The following is a 19,457-nucleotide window of genomic DNA, read 5'->3' as shown; positions in this document are numbered from 1 at the left end:
ACTCCCTGGTGCCGCTGTAACATCGATCCAAATAGATGGCGTACTTCATGAGTTTTCAACGATCGAAGGTGTTGTTGAAGATGTTACTTCGATTATCTTAAACATTAAAAAGATTGCTCTTAAAATCTATTCAGATGAAGAAAAGACGCTTGAAATTGATGTTCAAGGCGAAGGAAGTGTTACTGCATCCGATATTACTCATGATAGCGATGTAGAGATTTTAAATCCAGAACTTCATATTGCAACACTTGCTTCAGGTGCTAGCTTTAGAATGAGACTAACTGCTAGACGTGGGCGTGGTTACACTCCTGCTGAATCAAACAAAAGAGAGGATCAACCAATAGGAGTCATTCCAGTTGATTCAATCTTCACACCAGTTGCTCGTGTATCTTACCAAGTTGAGAATACACGTGTAGGTCAAGTTGCAAACTATGATAAGCTGACACTTGATGTTTGGACTGATGGTAGTACGGGACCAAAAGAGGCGATCGCTTTAGGTTCAAAAATCCTTACTGAACACCTTAATATTTTTGTAGGTCTTACAGACGAAGCACAAAATGCAGAAATTATGGTGGAAAAAGAAGAGGATCAAAAAGAAAAAGTTCTTGAGATGACGATTGAAGAATTAGACTTATCTGTCCGTTCTTACAACTGTTTAAAACGTGCTGGCATTAATACAGTACAAGAGCTTGCTCACAAAACAGAAGAAGATATGATGAAAGTTCGTAATCTAGGTCGTAAATCTCTTGAAGAAGTTAAGGCAAAGTTAGAAGAACTAGGTTTAGGTCTTCGAAAAGACGACTAGTTAGAGAGTTAACTAGCGTTTTCGTATGTTTCAATAGACAGTTGTTTATTAGTAGACAGATAAACATACCATTAACAACGAAGGAGGGGACAACTAATGTCATACAGAAAATTAGGTCGTACGAGTGCTCAACGTAAAGCGATGCTTCGTGATTTAACTACTGATTTAATCATCAGTGAGCGTATTGAGACAACTGAAGCTCGTGCTAAAGAATTACGTTCAGTTGTTGAAAAGATGATTACTTTAGGAAAGCGTGGAGACCTTCATGCTCGCCGTCAAGCTGCTTCTTACGTACGTAACGAGGTTGCGGAAGTTGTAACAGTAACAACTGAAGAAGGCAAAGAGAAGGAAAAACCAAAATATGCTTTAGAAAAGCTATTCAGTGATATTGCTCCACGTTATGAAGAACGTCAAGGCGGATATACTCGTATCATGAAAATTGGACCTCGTCGTGGCGACGGTGCTCCAATGGTCATCATTGAATTAGTTTAATAAATAATTTACTCTCAAAGGGCGTGACAGTTTTATAACTGGTTCAATGCCCTTTTTTTGTAGGTACTTTTCTAAACTAGGAGAGACAAACTATGTGTCAAGCAATTATTGAGGTAAGAGATGTCACATTTAAATACCAGGAAGATTCCCCGAAGGCACTATCGAATGTTTCATTACACGTGAACAAGGGAGAATGGCTTGCGATTGTCGGTCATAATGGCTCAGGTAAGTCTACTTTGGCACGGATTTTAAATGGTCTTTATTTACCAAATGAAGGTCAGGTTGATGTGTGCGGCTATAAACTATCCGAAGAAACAATCTGGGAGATAAGAAAAAATGTAGGAATGGTGTTCCAAAATCCTGATAATCAGTTTGTAGGTTCAACTGTCCGAGATGATGTTGCATTTGGTTTAGAAAACATTGCGATACCACGTGAAGAAATGGAAAAAAGAATCGATTGGGCTACACGAAAGGTAAAAATGGATAGCTATCTAGACCAGGAACCCCATCACCTCTCAGGTGGGCAGAAGCAAAGGGTAGCAATAGCAGGTGTATTAGCTGTACAGCCAAGAATCATTATCTTAGATGAAGCGACTTCAATGTTAGACCCCCAAGGACGAACAGAAGTAATGGAAACTGTCCGTGAATTAAAAAAACAAAATTCATTAACAGTCATATCGATTACACATGATTTAGAAGAAGCAGCTAAAGCTGATAGAATTATCGTAATGAATGGTGGTAAGAAGTTCATAGAAGGAACACCTACTGAAGTTTTCCAGTTAGATGATAAACTTGTAGAGATAGGACTAGACTTACCATTCCCTTTTCAGTTAAGCAAAAAATTAAAGGCTGCTGGTATTCCTTTAAAAGAAAATCATTTGACAGAGGAAGGGCTGGTTAACGAGTTATGGACATTACAATTACGAACTTAGAACACCGTTACCAAGCAAATTCACCCTTTGAACGTTTAGCTCTCTATGATATTAACTTAACAGTTGAGGAAGGCACGTACTTAACGATAATAGGTCATACAGGATCAGGTAAATCAACGTTACTCCAACACTTAAATGGCCTTTTAAAGCCCACAAAAGGCTCGCTTCAACTTGGCGACTACCAAATAAAAGCTGGTAAGAAGCAAAAGCAATTAAAAGCTGTTAGAAGGCTAGTAGGGATTGTTTTTCAATTTCCGGAACATCAGTTATTTGAGGAAACAGTTGAAAAGGATATTGCATTTGGACCAATGAATTTTGGGATGAGCGAAAAAGAGGCTATAGATAAGGCAAGGGAAGCACTAGCTTTAGTAGGACTACCTGAAACAGTCTTAAATCGATCTCCTTTTGACTTAAGTGGAGGGCAAATGCGTAGAGTAGCTATTGCAGGAGTTCTTGCAATGGGACCAGAAGTGCTTGTACTAGACGAGCCAACAGCTGGGCTTGATCCACGAGGAAGAAAGGAAATGATGGATTTATTCTATCATTTGCATAAAGAGCATAATATGACAATTATTCTCGTTACGCATAGCATGGAGGATGCAGCTGCTTATTCTGATGAAGTCATTGTTATGCATAGAGGCACGATTGAAATGCACGGAACGCCGTTAGAAGTATTTAGTGAGACAGAAAGACTTCGTAAGCTTGGATTAGACTTGCCAGAAACAGTAAAATTTCAACATATGTTAATGGAAAAAGGTATGACGCTTCCTAAAGTTGCACTAACAATGGAAGATATAGTGAATCAAGTTAAGGGAATGCTAGAAAGTGGTGGTTCCTAATGTTTGATAGTATTATTATCGGTAAATATGTTCCAAGTGATTCGTTAATACACAGAATGGATGCTCGAGCAAAATTATTACTGGTGTTTTTATTCATATTTATCGTTTTCTTTGCCAATAATTTCTTCACTTATTTATGTCTTGGGATATTTACTTTTGCTATTGTAATGTTAACAAAACTTCCTTTATACTTTTTACTTAAAGGGTTGAAGCCTGTTTTATGGATTATTCTTTTTACTTTCTTTCTTCATATTATTGTTACAAAGGAAGGGCAAATTCTAGTTGATTTAGGTATAATTAAGCTTTATGAAGAAGGATTAAAACAAGGTATTTACATCTCACTTCGATTCCTATTTTTAATTGTCATGACAACGATATTAACATTAACAACGACTCCTATCGAAATCACTGATGGTATGGAAAGTCTATTATCTCCTTTAAAAAAATTGAAATTTCCTGTTCATGAGCTTGCTCTCATGATGTCTATATCATTACGTTTCATACCTACACTTATGGAAGAAACAGATAAAATATTAAAGGCACAGATGGCACGTGGTGTTGATTTCACAAATGGGCCTCTTAAAGACCGCTTAAAATCGGTTGTCCCTTTATTAGTCCCACTGTTTATTAGTGCGTTTAAACGTGCTGAGGAGCTTGCTACAGCCATGGAAGCAAGGGGTTATAAAGGCGGAGAGGGAAGAACGAAACTTAGGCAATTAAAATGGGGACTATTTGATTCAATTATGATGCTTGCACTTATATTATTAGGAGCCATTTTATATTACTTAAGAACTTAGGAGTAGATAGCAATGAGACTAAAATGCATCGTTTCTTATGATGGTACTAACTTTAGTGGATATCAAGTTCAGCCTGGGAAGCGAACTGTACAACAGGAGATTGAAGCTGCATTATCAAGGCTTCATAAAAATCAATTTGTTCGAATTCATGCATCCGGAAGAACTGACGCCGGAGTCCATGCTGTAGGACAGGTTTTCCATTTTGATACAGACTTAACAATCCCAGAAGAAAAATGGCCATATGCCCTAAATCGGTTTTTACCAGATGATATTGTCATTCAACAGTCACAATATGTAGATGCTAACTTTCATGCAAGATTTGATACAACCTCAAAAGAGTATCGCTATATTATTAGTCAACAAGAAATAATTGATGTTTTTAGAAGAAATTATTGCTATCATTATCCGTATCCCCTAGATTTAGATGCTATAAAAAAGGCTAGTGAGCATTTATGTGGTACACATGATTTCTCAAGTTTCTGTGTTGCCCGTACAGACGTTGAGGATAAAGTAAGAACAATTTATACGATTGACTTGAAAAAGCAAGGACAAGAACTTATCTTTTCATTTAAGGGTAATGGCTTTTTATATAATATGGTTAGGATTTTAGTGGGAACATTGTTAGATGTTGGTCGTGGGAAAATAAAGACAGACGAAATACCGAATATTATTGCAGGACGTAATCGAAATTTGAGTGGTAAGACGGTTCCAGGACATGGGTTATTTTTGTATAAAGTATCTTATGACAACTAAACCAGGTGTGTAATATTTTCTTGACATTATCCTGTATACGTTATATTATATTTGATGGTATGTATTTCAACCCCACGAATAAGCCCCGGAAACTTATCGTGTTATGAAATAGAATAGGAACTATTATTAGACAATTAAATTGGAGGGAAACAATATGCGTACAACGTTTATGGCAAACGCTGCAAATATCGAACGTAAATGGTACGTAATAGATGCTGAGGGTAAGACTCTAGGACGTCTTTCAAGTGAAGTTGCATCTATCTTACGTGGTAAACACAAACCAACTTTTACACCACACGTTGACACTGGTGATAACGTGATCATTATCAATGCTGAAAAAATCGAATTAACAGGTAAAAAATTAACTGATAAAATTTATTACCGTCACAGCATGTACCCAGGTGGTTTAAAAACTAGAACTGCTTTGGAAATGCGTACAAACTATCCTACGAAAATGCTTGAATTAGCAATCAAAGGAATGCTTCCAAAAGGTTCATTAGGACGTCAAATGGTTAAAAAATTACATGTTTACGCTGGTAGTGAGCATCCACACCAAGCACAACAACCAGAAGTTTACGAACTTCGCGGATAATTTAAAAGGAGGTTATTAATTTGGCACAGGTTCAATATTACGGTACAGGTCGTCGTAAAAGCTCAGTAGCTCGTGTACGTTTAGTACCAGGTGAAGGCCGTATCGTTGTAAATAATCGCGATGTAAAAGATTACATCCCATCAGCAGCATTAATCGAAGATATTAAACAACCATTAAACTTAACTGAAACTGCAGGTAGCTACGATGTTCTTGTTAATGTTTCAGGTGGTGGATATGCAGGCCAAGCAGGCGCTATCCGTCACGGTATCTCACGTGCTTTATTAGAAGCAGACCCAGAATACCGTGCATCACTTAAGCGTGCAGGTCTATTAACTCGTGACTCTCGTATGAAAGAGCGTAAAAAATACGGTCTTAAAGGCGCGCGTCGTGCACCTCAGTTCTCAAAACGTTAATTCTATTTACGTTTCAAAGACTCTTTTCACTTATGTGGGAAGAGTCTTTTTTATAGTCTAGGAAATCTTCTATTGTGATAAGCGCTTTGACATCTAGCTCCAGCGCTTATGTTCTTGCGATTATAAGGGGAAATAGGATATCGTCAGCATGAAAAATTAGTCTATTTACTCCTTATATCCCATTGAAACGAAAACGATTGTTTAAAGTAAAATAAAATTGGTTTAATAGCCTGTTAAAGCGTAAAGACGTTGTCCAAAGTAAAATAGTATTGATTTAAAAGCCCATTGAAGATCAAAATCGTTGCTCAAGGTAAAATAGAATGGACTTAAAATCCCGTTAAAGTGCGAAAACGTTGCTCAAGGTAAAATAGAAATGATATAAAAACCCGTTGACGCTCAAAAACGTTACTCAAGGTAAAATAGAATTGATCTAAAACTACGTTAAAGCTCAAAAACGTTGGTCAAGGTAAGATAGTATTGTGCTAAAATCCCGTTGAAGGGTAAAACCGTTAACCAAGGTAAAATAGAAACGATTTAATACCCCGATAAAGTGTAAAACCATTGAGTAAGGTAAATATAGAAACGATTTAAAAACCCGTTGAAGCGTAAAAACGAAGTCTCAGGTAAAATAGAATGATTTAAAAACCCGTTAAAGCGATAAACCGTTGACCAAGGTAAAAAAGAAATGATTTAAAAACCCGTTAAAGCGATAAACCGTTGACCAAGGTAAAATAGAAATGTTTTAATAGCCCATTGAAGCGAAAAACCGAGGTGAAAGGTAAGATAGCATTATCCTATCGTCTATTTAACAGTGAAAATCTTATTTGCGGTAAAAGAGGGATTGTTTCAAAGATGATTCAAGGTAATCATACCCAACGTTAAAGTAAGTGAATAGCATAATTATTACCCATATAAGTAAAGTTTGCTCTATAGTGGAAAAGTATCATCCAAAAAAATGAGCCTTTTAATCAGTTTATAGAATCCAATCCTGTGCTAGTTTAAAAGATCCGTATTTACATCTGAACGCACAAAATATGTATGCCTCCGACCTCCAATCGATTTTAAGTTTTGGAATAGAACTCTTCTAATCGTTTTTTTGAATTAACTATATTACACCAATTGTGAATATGATTGGTTGTGATTTTCATATCTGGGAATAAGAGATTAAATTCCGCTACACTCCTCATAATTCCATGGTCAATAGTTTCCACGTATCCACATTTTTCACAAAAGATTCCCCGCAACTTGATAATTGTCTGAATGGAATAGCAAGATACACAAAGAATGCCTTTTTCTAATTGGTCAAATTGATAAGACGGCAATCGATTATATGGGGATTCTGGCAGATGCATTTCCATTAGAAGATCGTATATTTGCTTATGCTGATGATTTAGCTTGGAGGGTGTATTATTTATTCTATTAATAAAGCGATTGAGTTGTGTTGGCAGAATGATTGAAGCATCTATTGGGGCTTGGTACAAGGTGAATTCTGGGTTAACAAAAGTAACATATCCTTCAACAGGAAAATATATCCCATTTTCCTTTAGAAGAGAGCGGAGTAAAGTTTTACTACGTTTTAATTGATTTACTGGATTTGTTATTTCGATATTAGATTTTAGCATACGGAATTCTTCGTCTTCGTAATGATAATCACCTGCATAATTTTTTAATTCAAATATAATAATTGTCTTCGGTAAAATGAGCAACGTATCGAGTTGGCATACTGAGTTATGATACTCAAGACATAAATCATTCAAAATATATACGTCGCATTGAAGTTTCTTTGTTAATTGGTCAAAGGCAATTTCACCTTCATAACCCTTTTCAAGATTCAAATAGTATTTTTTATCCTTTTCTGTCAAGTTCATTCTATTATTTAATGAGCGCATAATTTTTAATTCATTTGATAATATTCGAGACTTCATTTTCATTGCATACTACATCCCCTATTATAATATTGGAAATAAGATTGCTACGTAATTGTTGTCTTGTCTTGGGTTAATCTTCGCCCCAGTACTCACTAACCGTGTCGTGGGTGTCAGTCCCTTGCATCAGCTTCTATAAACCTTTTTAAAATAACCGCAGAAAAAGAGAATGAAAAAATAAATAGGAAGCTTCAATGAAGAATTAGAAGGGGGCTTTACGTGGTATTTATGGTTCAAGGCAATTCAACATGCTCATCAATTATTCTACAGAGACTTACAACTATTTACAATATTTAACGGGCTTTTTAAGTCTTATTATATATAATAGCAATACTACCAATTTAGACTATACCCCCAAATTATACCCTTTGAATCATTCCTAATGAGTGATTACTTGCTCAACGTTCAAATTCTTTAGAAAATTAAGGACTATAAGTCGACATCTCATAAAAACATATATAGTTTTCTAAGTAAAAACTATAGTTTTTAGGGTTAAAAGTATTCAAATGAAGGAGTATCATTATAAATCAAGAGGAGAATAGTCACTATTTTTTCTCTAATGTAAGCGTTTAATAAACGCACTAATATTTATAATGGGGGAGTAAAGCAAATGAGTAGGATGTTAAAAAGATTTGTATCGTTGTTACTTGTTGCTAGCTTGGTAATTCCGTTCAACTGGATTACCCCAACTGCAAAAGCTGCAGCAAACGATGATATTCCGGTACTTCTATATCATCGTATCGTCGATAATCCTTCGAATGAATGGACCGACACTAATACAGAAACGTTCAAGGAGACAATGAAGTATTTACAAGATAATAACTACACGGCATTGTCTGCAGAACAATATGTAAACATTATGGAAGGTAAGGAACAAGCACCAGAAAATCCAATTTTATTAACATTTGATGATGCAACTCCTGATTTTATTACGACAGCACTACCTATTTTAAAGCAGTACGATATGAATGCTGTACTGTTTGTTATTAGCGGTTGGGTTGGCGGAGACTATAGCATGTCTAAAGAGCAGTTAGAAACTCTAGTAGATGAGCCTAACGTTAGCCTGCAAAACCACTCAAAAACTCACGGTGAAGGAGTTTGGGGGAATGGTGTAGGGGGAAACAGTGAGATAACAGAAGAAAATGCTCAGCAAGAAATTTCAACAGCAAGCGAATTTTTGAAAGAGCTTACAGGACAAGCACCTGTTTTAATGGCTTATCCGTATGGAAGCTACAATGATATTACAAAACAAGTAAATGAAGAAAACGGTATTAAATATGCGTTTAAAGTAGGCTACCCGAATGATGAAGGTAATTATGGAATGGGTCGCCACTATATTACCGAACAGTCTGTTGCAGAAATTGCAGAAATGATTGGCGGACCTGCACCAGAGGAAACTCCAGATGCACCACCTGCTGACGAAAACGAAATCAGCTCATATGATTTTGAAGACAGTGTTCAAGGCTGGGAAGGCAGAGGGACGGCTAAAGTTGAATTGACTGAAGATGCTTATGAAGGAACTAAAGCATTAAAAGCAACTGGTCGTACAGAGAACTGGCACGGACCAAGCATCAATGTTTCAGAGCTAATGGAAAAAGGAGCTAAATATGAAGTTTCTGGGTATGTAAAGCTTGTCGATGGCCAAGAAGCAACGGAAGTAAAGCTCTCTGCTAATCAACCAGGCGGAGGCAATGAATACCCAACGATCGAAGGCCCTAAAAACGTTACAGATGCTGAATGGGTACAATTCAAAGGTGAATACACATATGATTTATCAGCTTCAGAAGTAAGTTTATATTTTGAGGCAACAAATGGAACTACTGAATTCATTATTGATAATGTAAAGGTTGTTCAAACTGCATCAGCTCCAGATTTTGGTGATGATGATAGTTTAGACCAATCAGGTGTGAAATCTGACTTTGAAGATGGTACTACACAAAATTGGGGACCAAGAAACCCTGGTATCGGTTATGACACAGTTGTAACGGATGAAGCAGCTAAATCTGGTACAAAAAGTTTATTAACAAATGCTAATAACCAATATGAAGGACCATTATTAAATGTTGTTGAAAAAATGCACCCAGGACACATTTATGATTTATCAGTATGGGTAAAATTGCAAGAAGGACAACCTGATACTGTAATCCGTATGAGTGTTCAATCAGGTGAAACAACATTTACAAATCTTTCACCAAATGTAACAGTGACAGATCAAGAATGGGTAGAGTTAAAAGGTCAATTTACTGTTTCAAATGTAACAGATATCTTAAATGCCTATGTGGAGTTAGCTGATAAGCCTGATTCACCAATATTCTTCTATATTGATGATTTCACATTAACACATGTAGGGAAGGTTGCGCCTAAACCACCTGTCCAATTAGATTTAGAGCCAATTTCTGAAGTTTATAAAAATGATTTCTTAATTGGTAACGCGATTGATATTTCTGATTTAAGTGGTGATAGTCTTGAACTTCTAAAACATCATCACACAGTTGTAACAGCTGAAAATGCAATGAAACCTGAATATGCGTATAATGCTTCAGGAGAATTTGATTTTGCTTCTGAGGACGAGCTAGTTGCTAAGGTGAAAAGTGAGGGTCTTGATTTAGTTGGACACGTACTTGTATGGCACCAACAATCAAGAGAAGCTCTTCACACAGATGCTAATGGTAACCCATTGTCTCGTGAAGAAGCACTTGAAAATTTAAGAGAACATGTTAAAACAACAGTTGAGCATTTCGGTGATGATGTAATTTCTTGGGACGTAGTAAATGAAGCAATGAATGATAATCCTCCAAATCCAGCAGATTGGAAAGGATCGCTACGTAACTCAGGATGGCTTAAAGCAATTGGACCAGACTATATCGAGCAAGCATATTTAGCAGCACATGAAGTACTTGTTGAAAATGGTTGGGAAGATGTTAAGCTTTATTACAATGATTATAACGATGATAATCAAAACAAAGCTGAAGCAATTAAAAATATGATTAAAGAAATCAATGATAAGTATAGAGATGAAATCGGTGGTAACTTAATTGATGGTATGGGTATGCAATCTCATTATCATTTAAGTAATACAGACCCTGAAAATGTTAGAAAATCTCTTGAGAAATTTAAATCAATTGGCGTTGAAATAAGCGTTACCGAGCTTGATGTTACAGCAGGAAGCAATCGTACGCTTACTGAAAAAGAAGAAAAAGATCAAGCATACCTTTATGCGCAACTATTTAAGCTTTATAAAGAGTATAAAGAAGATATCGCACGTGTAACCTTCTGGGGAGTACATGATGGCAGAAGCTGGAGAGGCGAGCAAAGCCCACTAATTTTTGATGCTGATTTACAGGCTAAAGAGGCATACAAAGCTGTAATTGACCCAGAAACGTATATTGCTAACTACACACCAGATGAAGATGAAGAAACAGCAAGACAAGGTATCGCTTCATTTGGAACTCCAACAATAGATGGAGAAATTGATAGTGTGTGGGAAGGTGTACAAGAGCTTCCAATTGACCAGTACCAAATGGCTTGGCAAGGAGCAAATGGTGTAGCAAAAACTCTTTGGGATAATGAAAACTTGTATGTGTTAGTTCAAGTTGATAACAATAGTGAACTTGATAAAACAAGTGCAAATGCATATGAACATGATTCCGTTGAAATTTTTGTTGACCAAAACAATGCAAAATCAACTTCATATGAAGAGGACGACGGCCAATATCGTGTGAATTTTGACAACGAAGCATCGTTTAGTTCTGATAAAATTAAAGAAGGTTTTGAATCTGAAACAAAGCTTGATGGTACAAACTATTTAGTGGAAGTGAAAATTCCGTTAAGCTCAATTTCACCAGAGACTGGTAACGTAATTGGTTTTGACGTACAAATTAATGATGCGAAAGATGGCGCTCGTGAAAGTACGGCTATTTGGAATGACCTGTCAGGTAATGGGTTCCAAGATACATCTGTATTTGGTGAATTAACTTTAGGTGCAAATGAAACAGAGCAACCAGAAGATCCAGAAACACCAGAGACACCGAATCCGGAGAATCCAGAAGACCCTGAAACACCAGGAACTCCAAATCCGGAGAATCCAGAACAACCTGAAACACCAGGAACACCAAATCCAGAGAATCCAGAACAACCTGAATCTCCAGGAAAATCGGATCCTAACAAGCCAGCTCCATCTGATAAAGACAATGTTGTAGTTGAACCAACAGACAAAGATTCGAACGATGATAAGTCTGGAAGTAAAGGTAATACTTTACCTAATACTGCAACGAATACATTTAATTTCCTTATCATAGGTGCAATCATGCTTATAGCTGGTGCTAGCTTCATTGCGATTAATAGAAGAAGAAACGCATAACTTTCTAGTATTGAGAGGTTACTTAGTAGCCTCTCTTTTTTTAGTTTAATATCATCTATAGACTGGGGAGTATGATAAATGAAACGCTTTGCATGGGGAGTACTATAAATTGTATAAATTAATCCTTGATTAAGGTAATTTGCATTTAACCAGTTTGCTTATGCTGCTATAATGTCTTCGTACATTTATAAAGCCACGTAAAAAATCATAATAGTCGTTGTAGAGTTGTTGAAAGTCCCACAAAATCCTTCATTTTTTAATCCAATTATATAAGTAAAAATAGGTACTATGTATTTCTATTCTTTATAAATATCAATGAAAATGCTAGTTATGTTAAGTATTATTCAGTAAAATGGTCGTGTTTCCGTTTACATAGGGTTTCACAAAATGACAAAAACTCTATATAATCATCTTGTTATTAACGGACCCGACTTTCATGAGAGTTGAAAGTCACCATTGTAAATGAAAACTTTTGGAAGAGGTGTCGATTTGGAATCAAATACAATTAAATATCAATGGTTTGGCAATATCAGAGGTGATGTCCTGTCAGGAATAGTAGTAGCTCTAGCATTAATACCAGAGGCTATCGCCTTTTCGCTAATTGCAGGAGTTGACCCAATGATAGGATTATATGCCTCGTTTTGTATAGCTGTGACGATTGCATTTGTCGGTGGACGTCCTGGGATGATTTCTGCTGCAACTGGGGCGACTGCACTATTAATGGTTACATTAGTAGCGGAATACGGTTTGCAATATTTATTGGCAGCAACGATTTTAACAGGTGTGCTGCAAATTATCATGGGCATTTTAAAACTAGGTAAGTTAATGAAGTTTGTACCACGATCGGTAATGACTGGCTTCGTCAATGCTTTAGCAATCCTTATTTTTATGGCTCAACTAACTCATTTTGTAGGAGAATCATGGCAGATGTATGCAATGGTTGCTGGTTCATTAGTAATTATTTATACTTTGCCACGTTTTACAAAGGTAGTACCTGCACCACTAGTTGCTATTGTTGTGATGACTATTATTGCAGTAATGACTGGAAGTGGTGTACGTACTGTAGGAGATATGGGTGAGTTAACTCAAACAATGCCTGTATTCTTATTGCCTGATGTACCACTAAATTTTGAAACGTTACAAATTATCTTTCCTTATTCTCTTTCAATTGCAATTGTTGGGTTAGTAGAATCACTTTTAACTGCTTCTATTGTCGATGATATGACAGATACCGATAGTGATAAAAATAAGGAAGCTAGAGGACAAGGGATTGCTAATATTGTATCTGGCTTATTTGGCGGTATGGCTGGTTGTGCGATGATAGGTCAATCCGTTATAAATGTAAAGTCAGGTGGAAGAGGAAGGCTATCTGCTTTAGTAGCAGGTGTGTTCTTAATGGTACTAATTTTATTATTAAATGATTTACTTGCATTAATTCCGATGGCAGCTTTAGTCGGAGTTATGATAATGGTTTGTATTGGAACGTTTGATTGGTCTTCTCTTAGAAATCTTCATAAAGTACCTTTAACAGATTCGCTTGTCATGATCGTTACAGTCATAACTGTCATAATTACACACGATTTATCAAAAGGGGTACTTGTAGGGATTTTAATGAGTGCAGTATTCTTTGCTGCGAAAATTTCTAAAGTGAAAGTAACTAGTCTAGGCTCCGATGGGGCAGCTAAGAAAGTCTATAGAGTGAATGGACAGTTGTTTTTTGCATCTGTTGCAGAATTTGTTGAAAGCTTTAATTATAAAGAAAATGTGAAAGAAATTGACCTCGACTTATCGCAAGCACATCTCTGGGATGACTCATCTGTAGGGGCAATTGATAAAGTGATTATGAAATATAATCAGAATGGAACTAAAGTTAATCTAATTGGACTTAATAAGGAAAGTAATTTATTACTTGAAAAAATAACAGTTCATAATAAGCCGGGTAGAATAAGCAAAGTAGCTAACCATTAATGGTAGTAAATTATATAAACACTTTGAAGAGAGATTACTGCATAGCAGGATCTCTCTTTTTACTTTCGTGTCTCATTTCTTAGGAAATAAAAATGGAAGAGATTACACGCATGATAAAAGGAGATGGTTTAAACAATACATATAAGGAGGCTTTCAACTATGAATGAAATCATTTCTATTAAACAGAAAAGACACCAGAAAGATTTAATTTATGAGAAAAAAATGCTGAGAGAGCTTTCTTTAACGGAAATACAAAAACGAACTGATCAATATTTCAGCCCTTTTATAAATAAAAATAAAAAGGTAGTCATAGAAGAGAGTTGTATTGATTTTGCAATAGAAGCATTTTTACTAGGAGCAAAATATAGTCGATTTGGTTATTATGGTGAACCGATCGAAGTAGCTAATGAGAGATGTAAGGGAGAAGAAAAACGGTTGGTGAATGAATTATTTGATTACTTTACGAATTGGGGAAGGGTACATTTAAGTAATCTTTCATTTGATGAGTTATTTATAGCTAGTGAGCACTTTATCCATACATTTTGGAAGCAAGGGTTTATTAAGGGTGAATTGAGACATAAGCTAAGATTGCATTAATTATTGAACATATTCCTCCTGTTTGTCCCATATATTGATAGGGACGAGCGGGAGGGGGAAATAAATGGTTAGGAAGATAAAATGGATAAGTTTTATCGGTGGATTTATCTTATTACTTATTTTATTTCAGTGGCAATTTTCAAATAATAAATCATGGGATTCGTGGAATTTGCCGTTATCAGGTAAAGTGATTTACTTAGATCCAGGCCATGGTGGACCTGATGGTGGTGCAGTTGGAAGTGAAAAATTAGAAAAAGACATTGCATTAGATATCTCACTGAAAATTAGGGACTTCCTACAAGAACAAGGTGCTCTTGTCATACTAACTCGTGAAGAAGATGTAGACTTAGCTGATGAAGATACAAAAGGATATAGTCGTAGAAAAGTTGAGGATTTGAAAAATAGAGTAAAAATGATTAATGAATCGAATGCTGAACTTTATTTAAGTATCCATCTAAATGCTATTCCATCTTCAAAATGGAGTGGTGCACAAACTTTTTATAATGGCAAGTTTGCTGAAAATGAGAGTATTGCAAAATTCATTCAGGATGAACTACGCAGAAATCTAGAAAATACCGAACGAGTTGCAAAACCAATTAACGGTGTCTACCTAATTAAGAAAATAGAAAAGCCAGGTGCACTAGTAGAGGTAGGCTTCCTTTCTAATCCGGAAGAAGAAAAGCTATTAGCTACAGATGAATACCAAGAAAAAGTAGCAGCCTCCATCTACAATGGCGTCTTAAGATACTTCTCCGGTGAAAAGAATCCCCCTAACTAAGGAAGCAAGGGGACGGTTCCTTTGCTTCTCGTTAAGTTGGTTGCTTGATATTCAGCTCCAATGTCTTAGCCCCCAAGGTCAATAAGACGATTTAGAATTGTAGGCATAGAACGACTTCTATTATAAATCGTCATATACTTCTCGGGGCTAATCAATGATTTAGCGCTTTTGTTCGTTTTGAAGCGGAAGAACCGTCCCTCTGCTTCCGTTATGTTATAATTAATGAATAATAAGCCTAAAAGGGGGAGCACCATGTTAGTGGAAGAGAAATTACGAGAAATTATCGGACAACTACAAGACCCGTTTTTACATAAAACATTAAAGGAATTACAAGCGATTGAAGAGGTAAATATCAAAGAGGAAAAAGCACATGTTAGCTTTAAAATAGCTATCTCTAAATTAAATACACCGGAACAGTTACAATTACAACAAAAGATTGTCGAGCTAGCAAAAGGAAGCGGTGCCAAAACAGTCGGTCTAAGATTTCAACAATTATCTGAGGACACAATTGCTGCATTTTCTGCTTTTGAGGAAGAAGACAACAATTTATTGAAATCAGGGAATGATACAACTTTTTTAGCGATTGCTAGTGGAAAAGGCGGAGTTGGTAAATCAACTGTATCTGTCAATCTTGCAGTTGCACTTGCGAGGCTAGGTAAAAAGGTTGGGTTAATTGATGCAGATATCTATGGCTTCAGCGTTCCTGACATGATGGGAATTACAAAACGACCTGAAGTTCGAGGAGACAAGATTATCCCTGTTGAAAGGTTTGGAGTCAAAGTTATTTCTATGGGATTTTTTGTTGAGGATAATGCACCAGTAATATGGAGAGGCCCAATGTTAGGGAAGATGCTTAATAATTTCTTCGATGAAGTTGAATGGGGAGAACTTGATTACCTACTATTAGATTTACCACCTGGTACTGGAGATGTAGCACTTGATGTTCATTCAATGCTACCAGCTTGTAAAGAAATCATAGTATCTACACCACACCCAACAGCTGCATTTGTAGCGGCAAGGGCAGGTGCGATGGCATTGCAAACAGACCATGAAATCATTGGTGTTATCGAAAATATGGCTTATTTTGAAAGTGCTTTAACAAAAGAAAAGGAATATGTATTTGGAAGAGGCGGAGGAGAGAAACTTGCAGAGGAGCTAAGGGCACCACTCCTTGGAAAGATTCCGTTAGGACAACCAGATTGGGATGAGGAAGATTTTGCGCCTTCTGTTTATAGGGGCAACCATCCTACAGCAGAAATTTATCAAAGTATAGCAAAAAAAGTGGTTTCACTACCATGACAAAAAGGCGCTAATATGCGCCTTTTTTGTTTGGTGTATAATGTTTTAAGGCATGATTACGCCTATAACACCCTTGCTATATGTTAAATTAACTTCGTATTATTTTGATTTTTCTTCTTGCTTCCCAGCTTCTTCAGCTGCCTTTAACAAGGTTTCCTCTATTTTAGCCTTGTACAGAGGACTTGATAATGTTTCTTGTACTATTTCTTGAATATGTTTTCTGAATTCCTGACTTTTGAGAGAGGTTTGCAAACTTTTTTCCATTTCTGGGTCTTGAAGTACCTCTATAAGTAATTTTTGATATTCAGGATCATTCATTAAACCTTTAATAACCTTTTCGTGCTCATCCCTTAGACTTGTTGAGAAGCTTTCTACAAATTTAGGGTCTTCAAAAACTTTCTGCCAAAATTTAACACCATCATCTGAGACGAGTGTTTTTTGGACAGTTTCCGTAACTGTCTTCTGATCCATAATAAGCACTTGTTGCATATCTTCGCTTTTCATCATTTCTTGTATCGCTTTTTTACCATCTTCTGTTTCGAGTATATCGATGACCATCTTTTTCGTTTCATCATAATCCATCTGTGCCCCGGATTCTTCTCTTGGTGCACATCCAAAGAGCACTACATTAAGTGCCAATGTGAGAATTATGAGGAGCGAGTATCTCTTCATATAAATCCAAGCTCCTTTCTTATTTAGCTATACGTTTATATTTTGAATGAGTTGAGGCAATTTATACGAGGAAAAAACTATGTTGTAGCAATTTGTAAAAAGGATTGGTAAAATCTATATTAGTAACTTATTGGAGGATACAGGAGTGAAAAGTCGAAATTGGGTTCGTTTTTTTCTTAGTAATTTACTTATTGGTGGTTTGACAACTGGGGTTATAGGATTTGCCCTAAAATGGTCAGAATATAAAGTTTTATTTAGTGAATTTGATATTATGGAAATCTTATCAATATTATTTTGGTTATTTGGAGTCGGTTTAATTTTTAGTGTTATTAGTCAAATGGGATTTTTCGCATATTTAACGGTGCATCGGTTTGGATTAGGTATATTTCGCTCAATCACAAATTGGAATTTAGCACAAATTGTGTTAATTGTTTTTGTTTTATTTGATCTCGTTTATTTCCGTCACCAATTTTTCGCTAGCGAAAATGAAGGAATATCATCTTATGTAATCGTTGCATTATACATATTATTAGTTGGACTTGTAGTTGCATATTTCAAACGAACAAGCACAAATAAAGAAGCATTTATCCCTGCTATGTTTTTCATGATTGTTGTAACGACAATAGAATGGTTCCCGGCTTTAAGAGTTAATGAGGAAGATTGGCTATTTCTTATGCTCATCCCGATACAAGTATGTAATGCATTTCAACTATTGATGTTACCAAAGTTCACTAATGCAAAAAAGAGCTAGTCTTTAATGACGAGCTCTTTATTTATACGAATTAATTTTAGTTTAAATATTTATAGTGGTGCTAGGGTTGAGCATGTAACTATACAAGTATCAGATTTGGTACAGCGTAAGTTCACAGCAAATGCCTTTTCCAGGTCCTACTGTAATTAAATCTATATATTTCTTATTTTACCTCGTTAGATTTTGTTTCAGCATTAGATATCAAATCTTCTACTGTGACATTTTTTAACCCGTTTTTAGATAGATGATTAATGATGATTGGTAGAGCCTCGTTTGTTTGCTTAGCACTATCAGAAGCATGGAGGAGTACTATATCTCCACCTTTAATTGAAGAAGTGGCTTTTCTTACGATTTCATCAACGCCAGGGTTTAGCCAGTCTTTTGTGTCGATACTATAGTGAACAATTGTATAACCATGTTTTTCTGCAATTGAAAGGACCTCTTTATTAAATTGTCCACTCGGAGGCCTTAATAATGTAATATCATCAATACCTAATTTTTTAAATACTTCTTTTGATTTAGATAAATCATGATTAATTTCGCTTGCATCTAGTTCTTTATAATTTTTATAGGCATAGCCCATTGTTCCAATTTGATGGCCATCTTTTTTTATACGTTCGACAATATCAGGGTGCCTCTCCGCCCAGGATGCAGATAGGAAGAAAGTGGTATTGTTGATGTTGTGCTTTTTTAATGTATCTAATATTGGTTCGGCCTTTACATCTCCCCAGCTTATATCGAACGTTAATGCGATTTCCTTTTTCCCTGAGTCCCCTTTATAAATTGCCTTCGGTCCACTAGTTGTAGAAAAAACAGGATAATTGAGTACATTTTCTACATATAGGATTCCAGCTGTGAAAAATGCAGCTACTAGGATAATGATAAATTGCTTTATTTTTTTCATATGAATGACATGAAATTGATTCATTATGTATTACCTCCTCGTCCAAAATCTTTGTACAAGTTTATGCTTTAATATGAATAATCATGATTAGAAATATGAAAATTTGAGAAAATAGAGTAAGACCGTAATAGAGGAGGAAATATTATGATATATTTTACTTTTTCAGAGATAGAGGCCATGGAACTATACATGTTAATTAGTAAAGAAATTAAGGAGGTAAATGTACGATTAGGTGTTCATGATAGTTGTATAAAGGAAAGGGCATTATTAGAGAAAAGAGAGATATTACAATCAATATTGAAAAGAGTAAATATAGGAGATAAAAAAGTTTATAAAAATTGTTGATTTTAATTTAAAATGGTGATATATTATAAATCGCCGCTGATAAACGGCGGAAATAAAAAATAAAAACTTCAAAAAAGTGTTTGACAAGTTATTGAGTTTTTGTTAATATAAGAAAGTCGCTTACGAGATAAGCTGACCTTAAATGTTCTTTGAAAACTAAACAAAACCAAGCGTGCCAACGTTAATTTTTATTAACAACAAACGTACATTATATGTACACAAAACAATTGAGCAA

18 protein-coding genes are annotated in these 19,457 nt (G+C 35.7%); 15 read left to right on the top strand and 3 right to left on the bottom strand.

The window, feature by feature from the left end; all coding sequences use genetic code 11:
* The 8 genes from J2S19_RS22910 to rpsI form a co-directional block, all read left to right on the top strand.
* Positions 1-805 (top strand): DNA-directed RNA polymerase subunit alpha (locus tag J2S19_RS22910; protein WP_307347017.1); only part of this gene is annotated, 805 nt, incomplete at its 5' end.
* A 96-nt stretch (positions 806-901) separates the two neighbouring features.
* Positions 902-1,297, top strand: coding sequence for a 50S ribosomal protein L17 (gene rplQ, locus J2S19_RS22905; protein WP_307347014.1), 396 nt, complete (start codon positions 902-904; stop codon positions 1,295-1,297).
* A gap of 92 nt (positions 1,298-1,389) precedes the next feature.
* Positions 1,390-2,229, top strand: coding sequence for an energy-coupling factor ABC transporter ATP-binding protein (locus J2S19_RS22900; protein ID WP_307347011.1), 840 nt, complete (start codon positions 1,390-1,392; stop codon positions 2,227-2,229).
* Complete coding sequence (locus J2S19_RS22895) at positions 2,205-3,068, top strand: energy-coupling factor ABC transporter ATP-binding protein (protein WP_307347008.1); 864 nt, start codon at positions 2,205-2,207, stop codon at positions 3,066-3,068. The genes J2S19_RS22900 and J2S19_RS22895 overlap by 25 nt, the downstream gene beginning before the upstream one ends.
* A complete protein-coding gene (locus J2S19_RS22890) occupies positions 3,068-3,865 on the top strand; it encodes an energy-coupling factor transporter transmembrane component T family protein (protein ID WP_307347006.1) in 798 nt (265 codons plus the stop codon). Before J2S19_RS22895 ends, J2S19_RS22890 begins: the two co-directional genes overlap by 1 nt.
* Positions 3,866-3,877: 12 nt before the next feature.
* Entirely contained in the window at positions 3,878-4,618 is a 741-nt protein-coding gene (truA, locus tag J2S19_RS22885; RefSeq protein ID WP_307347003.1) for a tRNA pseudouridine(38-40) synthase TruA, read from the top strand.
* Positions 4,619-4,772: 154 nt separating this feature from the next.
* Positions 4,773-5,210: a 50S ribosomal protein L13 gene (gene rplM / locus J2S19_RS22880; RefSeq protein ID WP_307347000.1), complete on the top strand. Its 438-nt coding sequence runs from the start codon at positions 4,773-4,775 to the stop codon at positions 5,208-5,210.
* A 20-nt stretch (positions 5,211-5,230) separates the two neighbouring features.
* Positions 5,231-5,623 (top strand): 30S ribosomal protein S9, encoded by a 393-nt coding sequence (gene rpsI, locus J2S19_RS22875; protein WP_307346997.1) that lies wholly within the window; start codon positions 5,231-5,233, stop codon positions 5,621-5,623.
* 1,061 nt (positions 5,624-6,684) lie between these two features.
* On the opposite strand, the gene J2S19_RS22870 is transcribed toward rpsI, so the two are convergent.
* Positions 6,685-7,554, bottom strand: a complete 870-nt coding sequence (locus tag J2S19_RS22870) for a nuclease-related domain-containing protein (RefSeq protein ID WP_307346994.1) — start codon at positions 7,552-7,554, stop codon at positions 6,685-6,687.
* 604 nt (positions 7,555-8,158) lie between these two features.
* Between J2S19_RS22870 and J2S19_RS22865 the strand changes: the two genes are divergently transcribed.
* The 5 genes from J2S19_RS22865 to salA all read left to right on the top strand — a co-directional run bounded on the left by J2S19_RS22865 (position 8,159) and on the right by salA (position 16,550).
* The gene (locus J2S19_RS22865) at positions 8,159-11,908 is read left to right on the top strand and encodes an endo-1,4-beta-xylanase (RefSeq protein ID WP_307346992.1); all 3,750 of its coding nucleotides are present in this window, start codon (positions 8,159-8,161) and stop codon (positions 11,906-11,908) included.
* Positions 11,909-12,397: 489 nt separating this feature from the next.
* Entirely contained in the window at positions 12,398-13,876 is a 1,479-nt protein-coding gene (locus J2S19_RS22860; protein ID WP_307346990.1) for a SulP family inorganic anion transporter, read from the top strand.
* A 159-nt stretch (positions 13,877-14,035) separates the two neighbouring features.
* Positions 14,036-14,473: a DUF2521 family protein gene (locus J2S19_RS22855; RefSeq protein ID WP_307346988.1), complete on the top strand. Its 438-nt coding sequence runs from the start codon at positions 14,036-14,038 to the stop codon at positions 14,471-14,473.
* A gap of 64 nt (positions 14,474-14,537) precedes the next feature.
* Positions 14,538-15,251: an N-acetylmuramoyl-L-alanine amidase CwlD gene (gene cwlD / locus J2S19_RS22850; RefSeq protein ID WP_307346985.1), complete on the top strand. Its 714-nt coding sequence runs from the start codon at positions 14,538-14,540 to the stop codon at positions 15,249-15,251.
* 252 nt (positions 15,252-15,503) lie between these two features.
* Entirely contained in the window at positions 15,504-16,550 is a 1,047-nt protein-coding gene (salA, locus tag J2S19_RS22845) for an iron-sulfur carrier protein/transcriptional regulator SalA (RefSeq protein WP_307346982.1), read from the top strand.
* A 99-nt stretch (positions 16,551-16,649) separates the two neighbouring features.
* On the opposite strand, the gene gerD is transcribed toward salA, so the two are convergent.
* Positions 16,650-17,222, bottom strand: a complete 573-nt coding sequence (gene gerD, locus J2S19_RS22840; RefSeq protein WP_307346980.1) for a spore germination lipoprotein GerD — start codon at positions 17,220-17,222, stop codon at positions 16,650-16,652.
* A 145-nt stretch (positions 17,223-17,367) separates the two neighbouring features.
* On the opposite strand from gerD, the gene J2S19_RS22835 reads away from it, so the two are divergent.
* The gene (locus tag J2S19_RS22835; RefSeq protein ID WP_307346978.1) at positions 17,368-17,973 is read left to right on the top strand and encodes a KinB-signaling pathway activation protein; all 606 of its coding nucleotides are present in this window, start codon (positions 17,368-17,370) and stop codon (positions 17,971-17,973) included.
* 163 nt (positions 17,974-18,136) lie between these two features.
* Here the strand turns inward: J2S19_RS22835 and pdaB are convergent, their stop codons facing one another.
* Entirely contained in the window at positions 18,137-18,901 is a 765-nt protein-coding gene (pdaB, locus tag J2S19_RS22830; RefSeq protein WP_307346976.1) for a polysaccharide deacetylase family sporulation protein PdaB, read from the bottom strand.
* 120 nt (positions 18,902-19,021) lie between these two features.
* On the opposite strand from pdaB, the gene J2S19_RS22825 reads away from it, so the two are divergent.
* Positions 19,022-19,222: a hypothetical protein gene (locus tag J2S19_RS22825; RefSeq protein ID WP_307346973.1), complete on the top strand. Its 201-nt coding sequence runs from the start codon at positions 19,022-19,024 to the stop codon at positions 19,220-19,222.
* Positions 19,223-19,457 lie beyond the last annotated feature (235 nt).

The organism is Metabacillus malikii, from assembly GCF_030813355.1.
GTDB lineage: Bacteria > Bacillota > Bacilli > Bacillales > Bacillaceae > Metabacillus > Metabacillus malikii.
This window is presented reverse-complemented; position numbering and strand designations above follow the sequence as displayed.

Bases quoted from the DNA above. Each gene is read 5' to 3' on its own strand.
- salA (WP_307346982.1), top strand. From the start codon at position 15,504: ATGTTAGTGGAAGAGAAATTACGAGAAATTATCGGACAACTACAAGAC.
- gerD (WP_307346980.1), bottom strand. From the start codon at position 17,222: ATGAAGAGATACTCGCTCCTCATAATTCTCACATTGGCACTTAATGTA.
- J2S19_RS22895 (WP_307347008.1), top strand. From the start codon at position 2,205: ATGGACATTACAATTACGAACTTAGAACACCGTTACCAAGCAAATTCA.
- J2S19_RS22890 (WP_307347006.1), top strand. From the start codon at position 3,068: ATGTTTGATAGTATTATTATCGGTAAATATGTTCCAAGTGATTCGTTA.
- cwlD (WP_307346985.1), top strand. From the start codon at position 14,538: ATGGTTAGGAAGATAAAATGGATAAGTTTTATCGGTGGATTTATCTTA.
- J2S19_RS22900 (WP_307347011.1), top strand. From the start codon at position 1,390: ATGTGTCAAGCAATTATTGAGGTAAGAGATGTCACATTTAAATACCAG.
- truA (WP_307347003.1), top strand. From the start codon at position 3,878: ATGAGACTAAAATGCATCGTTTCTTATGATGGTACTAACTTTAGTGGA.
- J2S19_RS22870 (WP_307346994.1), bottom strand. From the start codon at position 7,554: ATGAAAATGAAGTCTCGAATATTATCAAATGAATTAAAAATTATGCGC.
- pdaB (WP_307346976.1), bottom strand. From the start codon at position 18,901: ATGAATCAATTTCATGTCATTCATATGAAAAAAATAAAGCAATTTATC.
- J2S19_RS22855 (WP_307346988.1), top strand. From the start codon at position 14,036: ATGAATGAAATCATTTCTATTAAACAGAAAAGACACCAGAAAGATTTA.
- J2S19_RS22825 (WP_307346973.1), top strand. From the start codon at position 19,022: ATGATATATTTTACTTTTTCAGAGATAGAGGCCATGGAACTATACATG.
- rplM (WP_307347000.1), top strand. From the start codon at position 4,773: ATGCGTACAACGTTTATGGCAAACGCTGCAAATATCGAACGTAAATGG.
- rplQ (WP_307347014.1), top strand. From the start codon at position 902: ATGTCATACAGAAAATTAGGTCGTACGAGTGCTCAACGTAAAGCGATG.
- J2S19_RS22865 (WP_307346992.1), top strand. From the start codon at position 8,159: ATGAGTAGGATGTTAAAAAGATTTGTATCGTTGTTACTTGTTGCTAGC.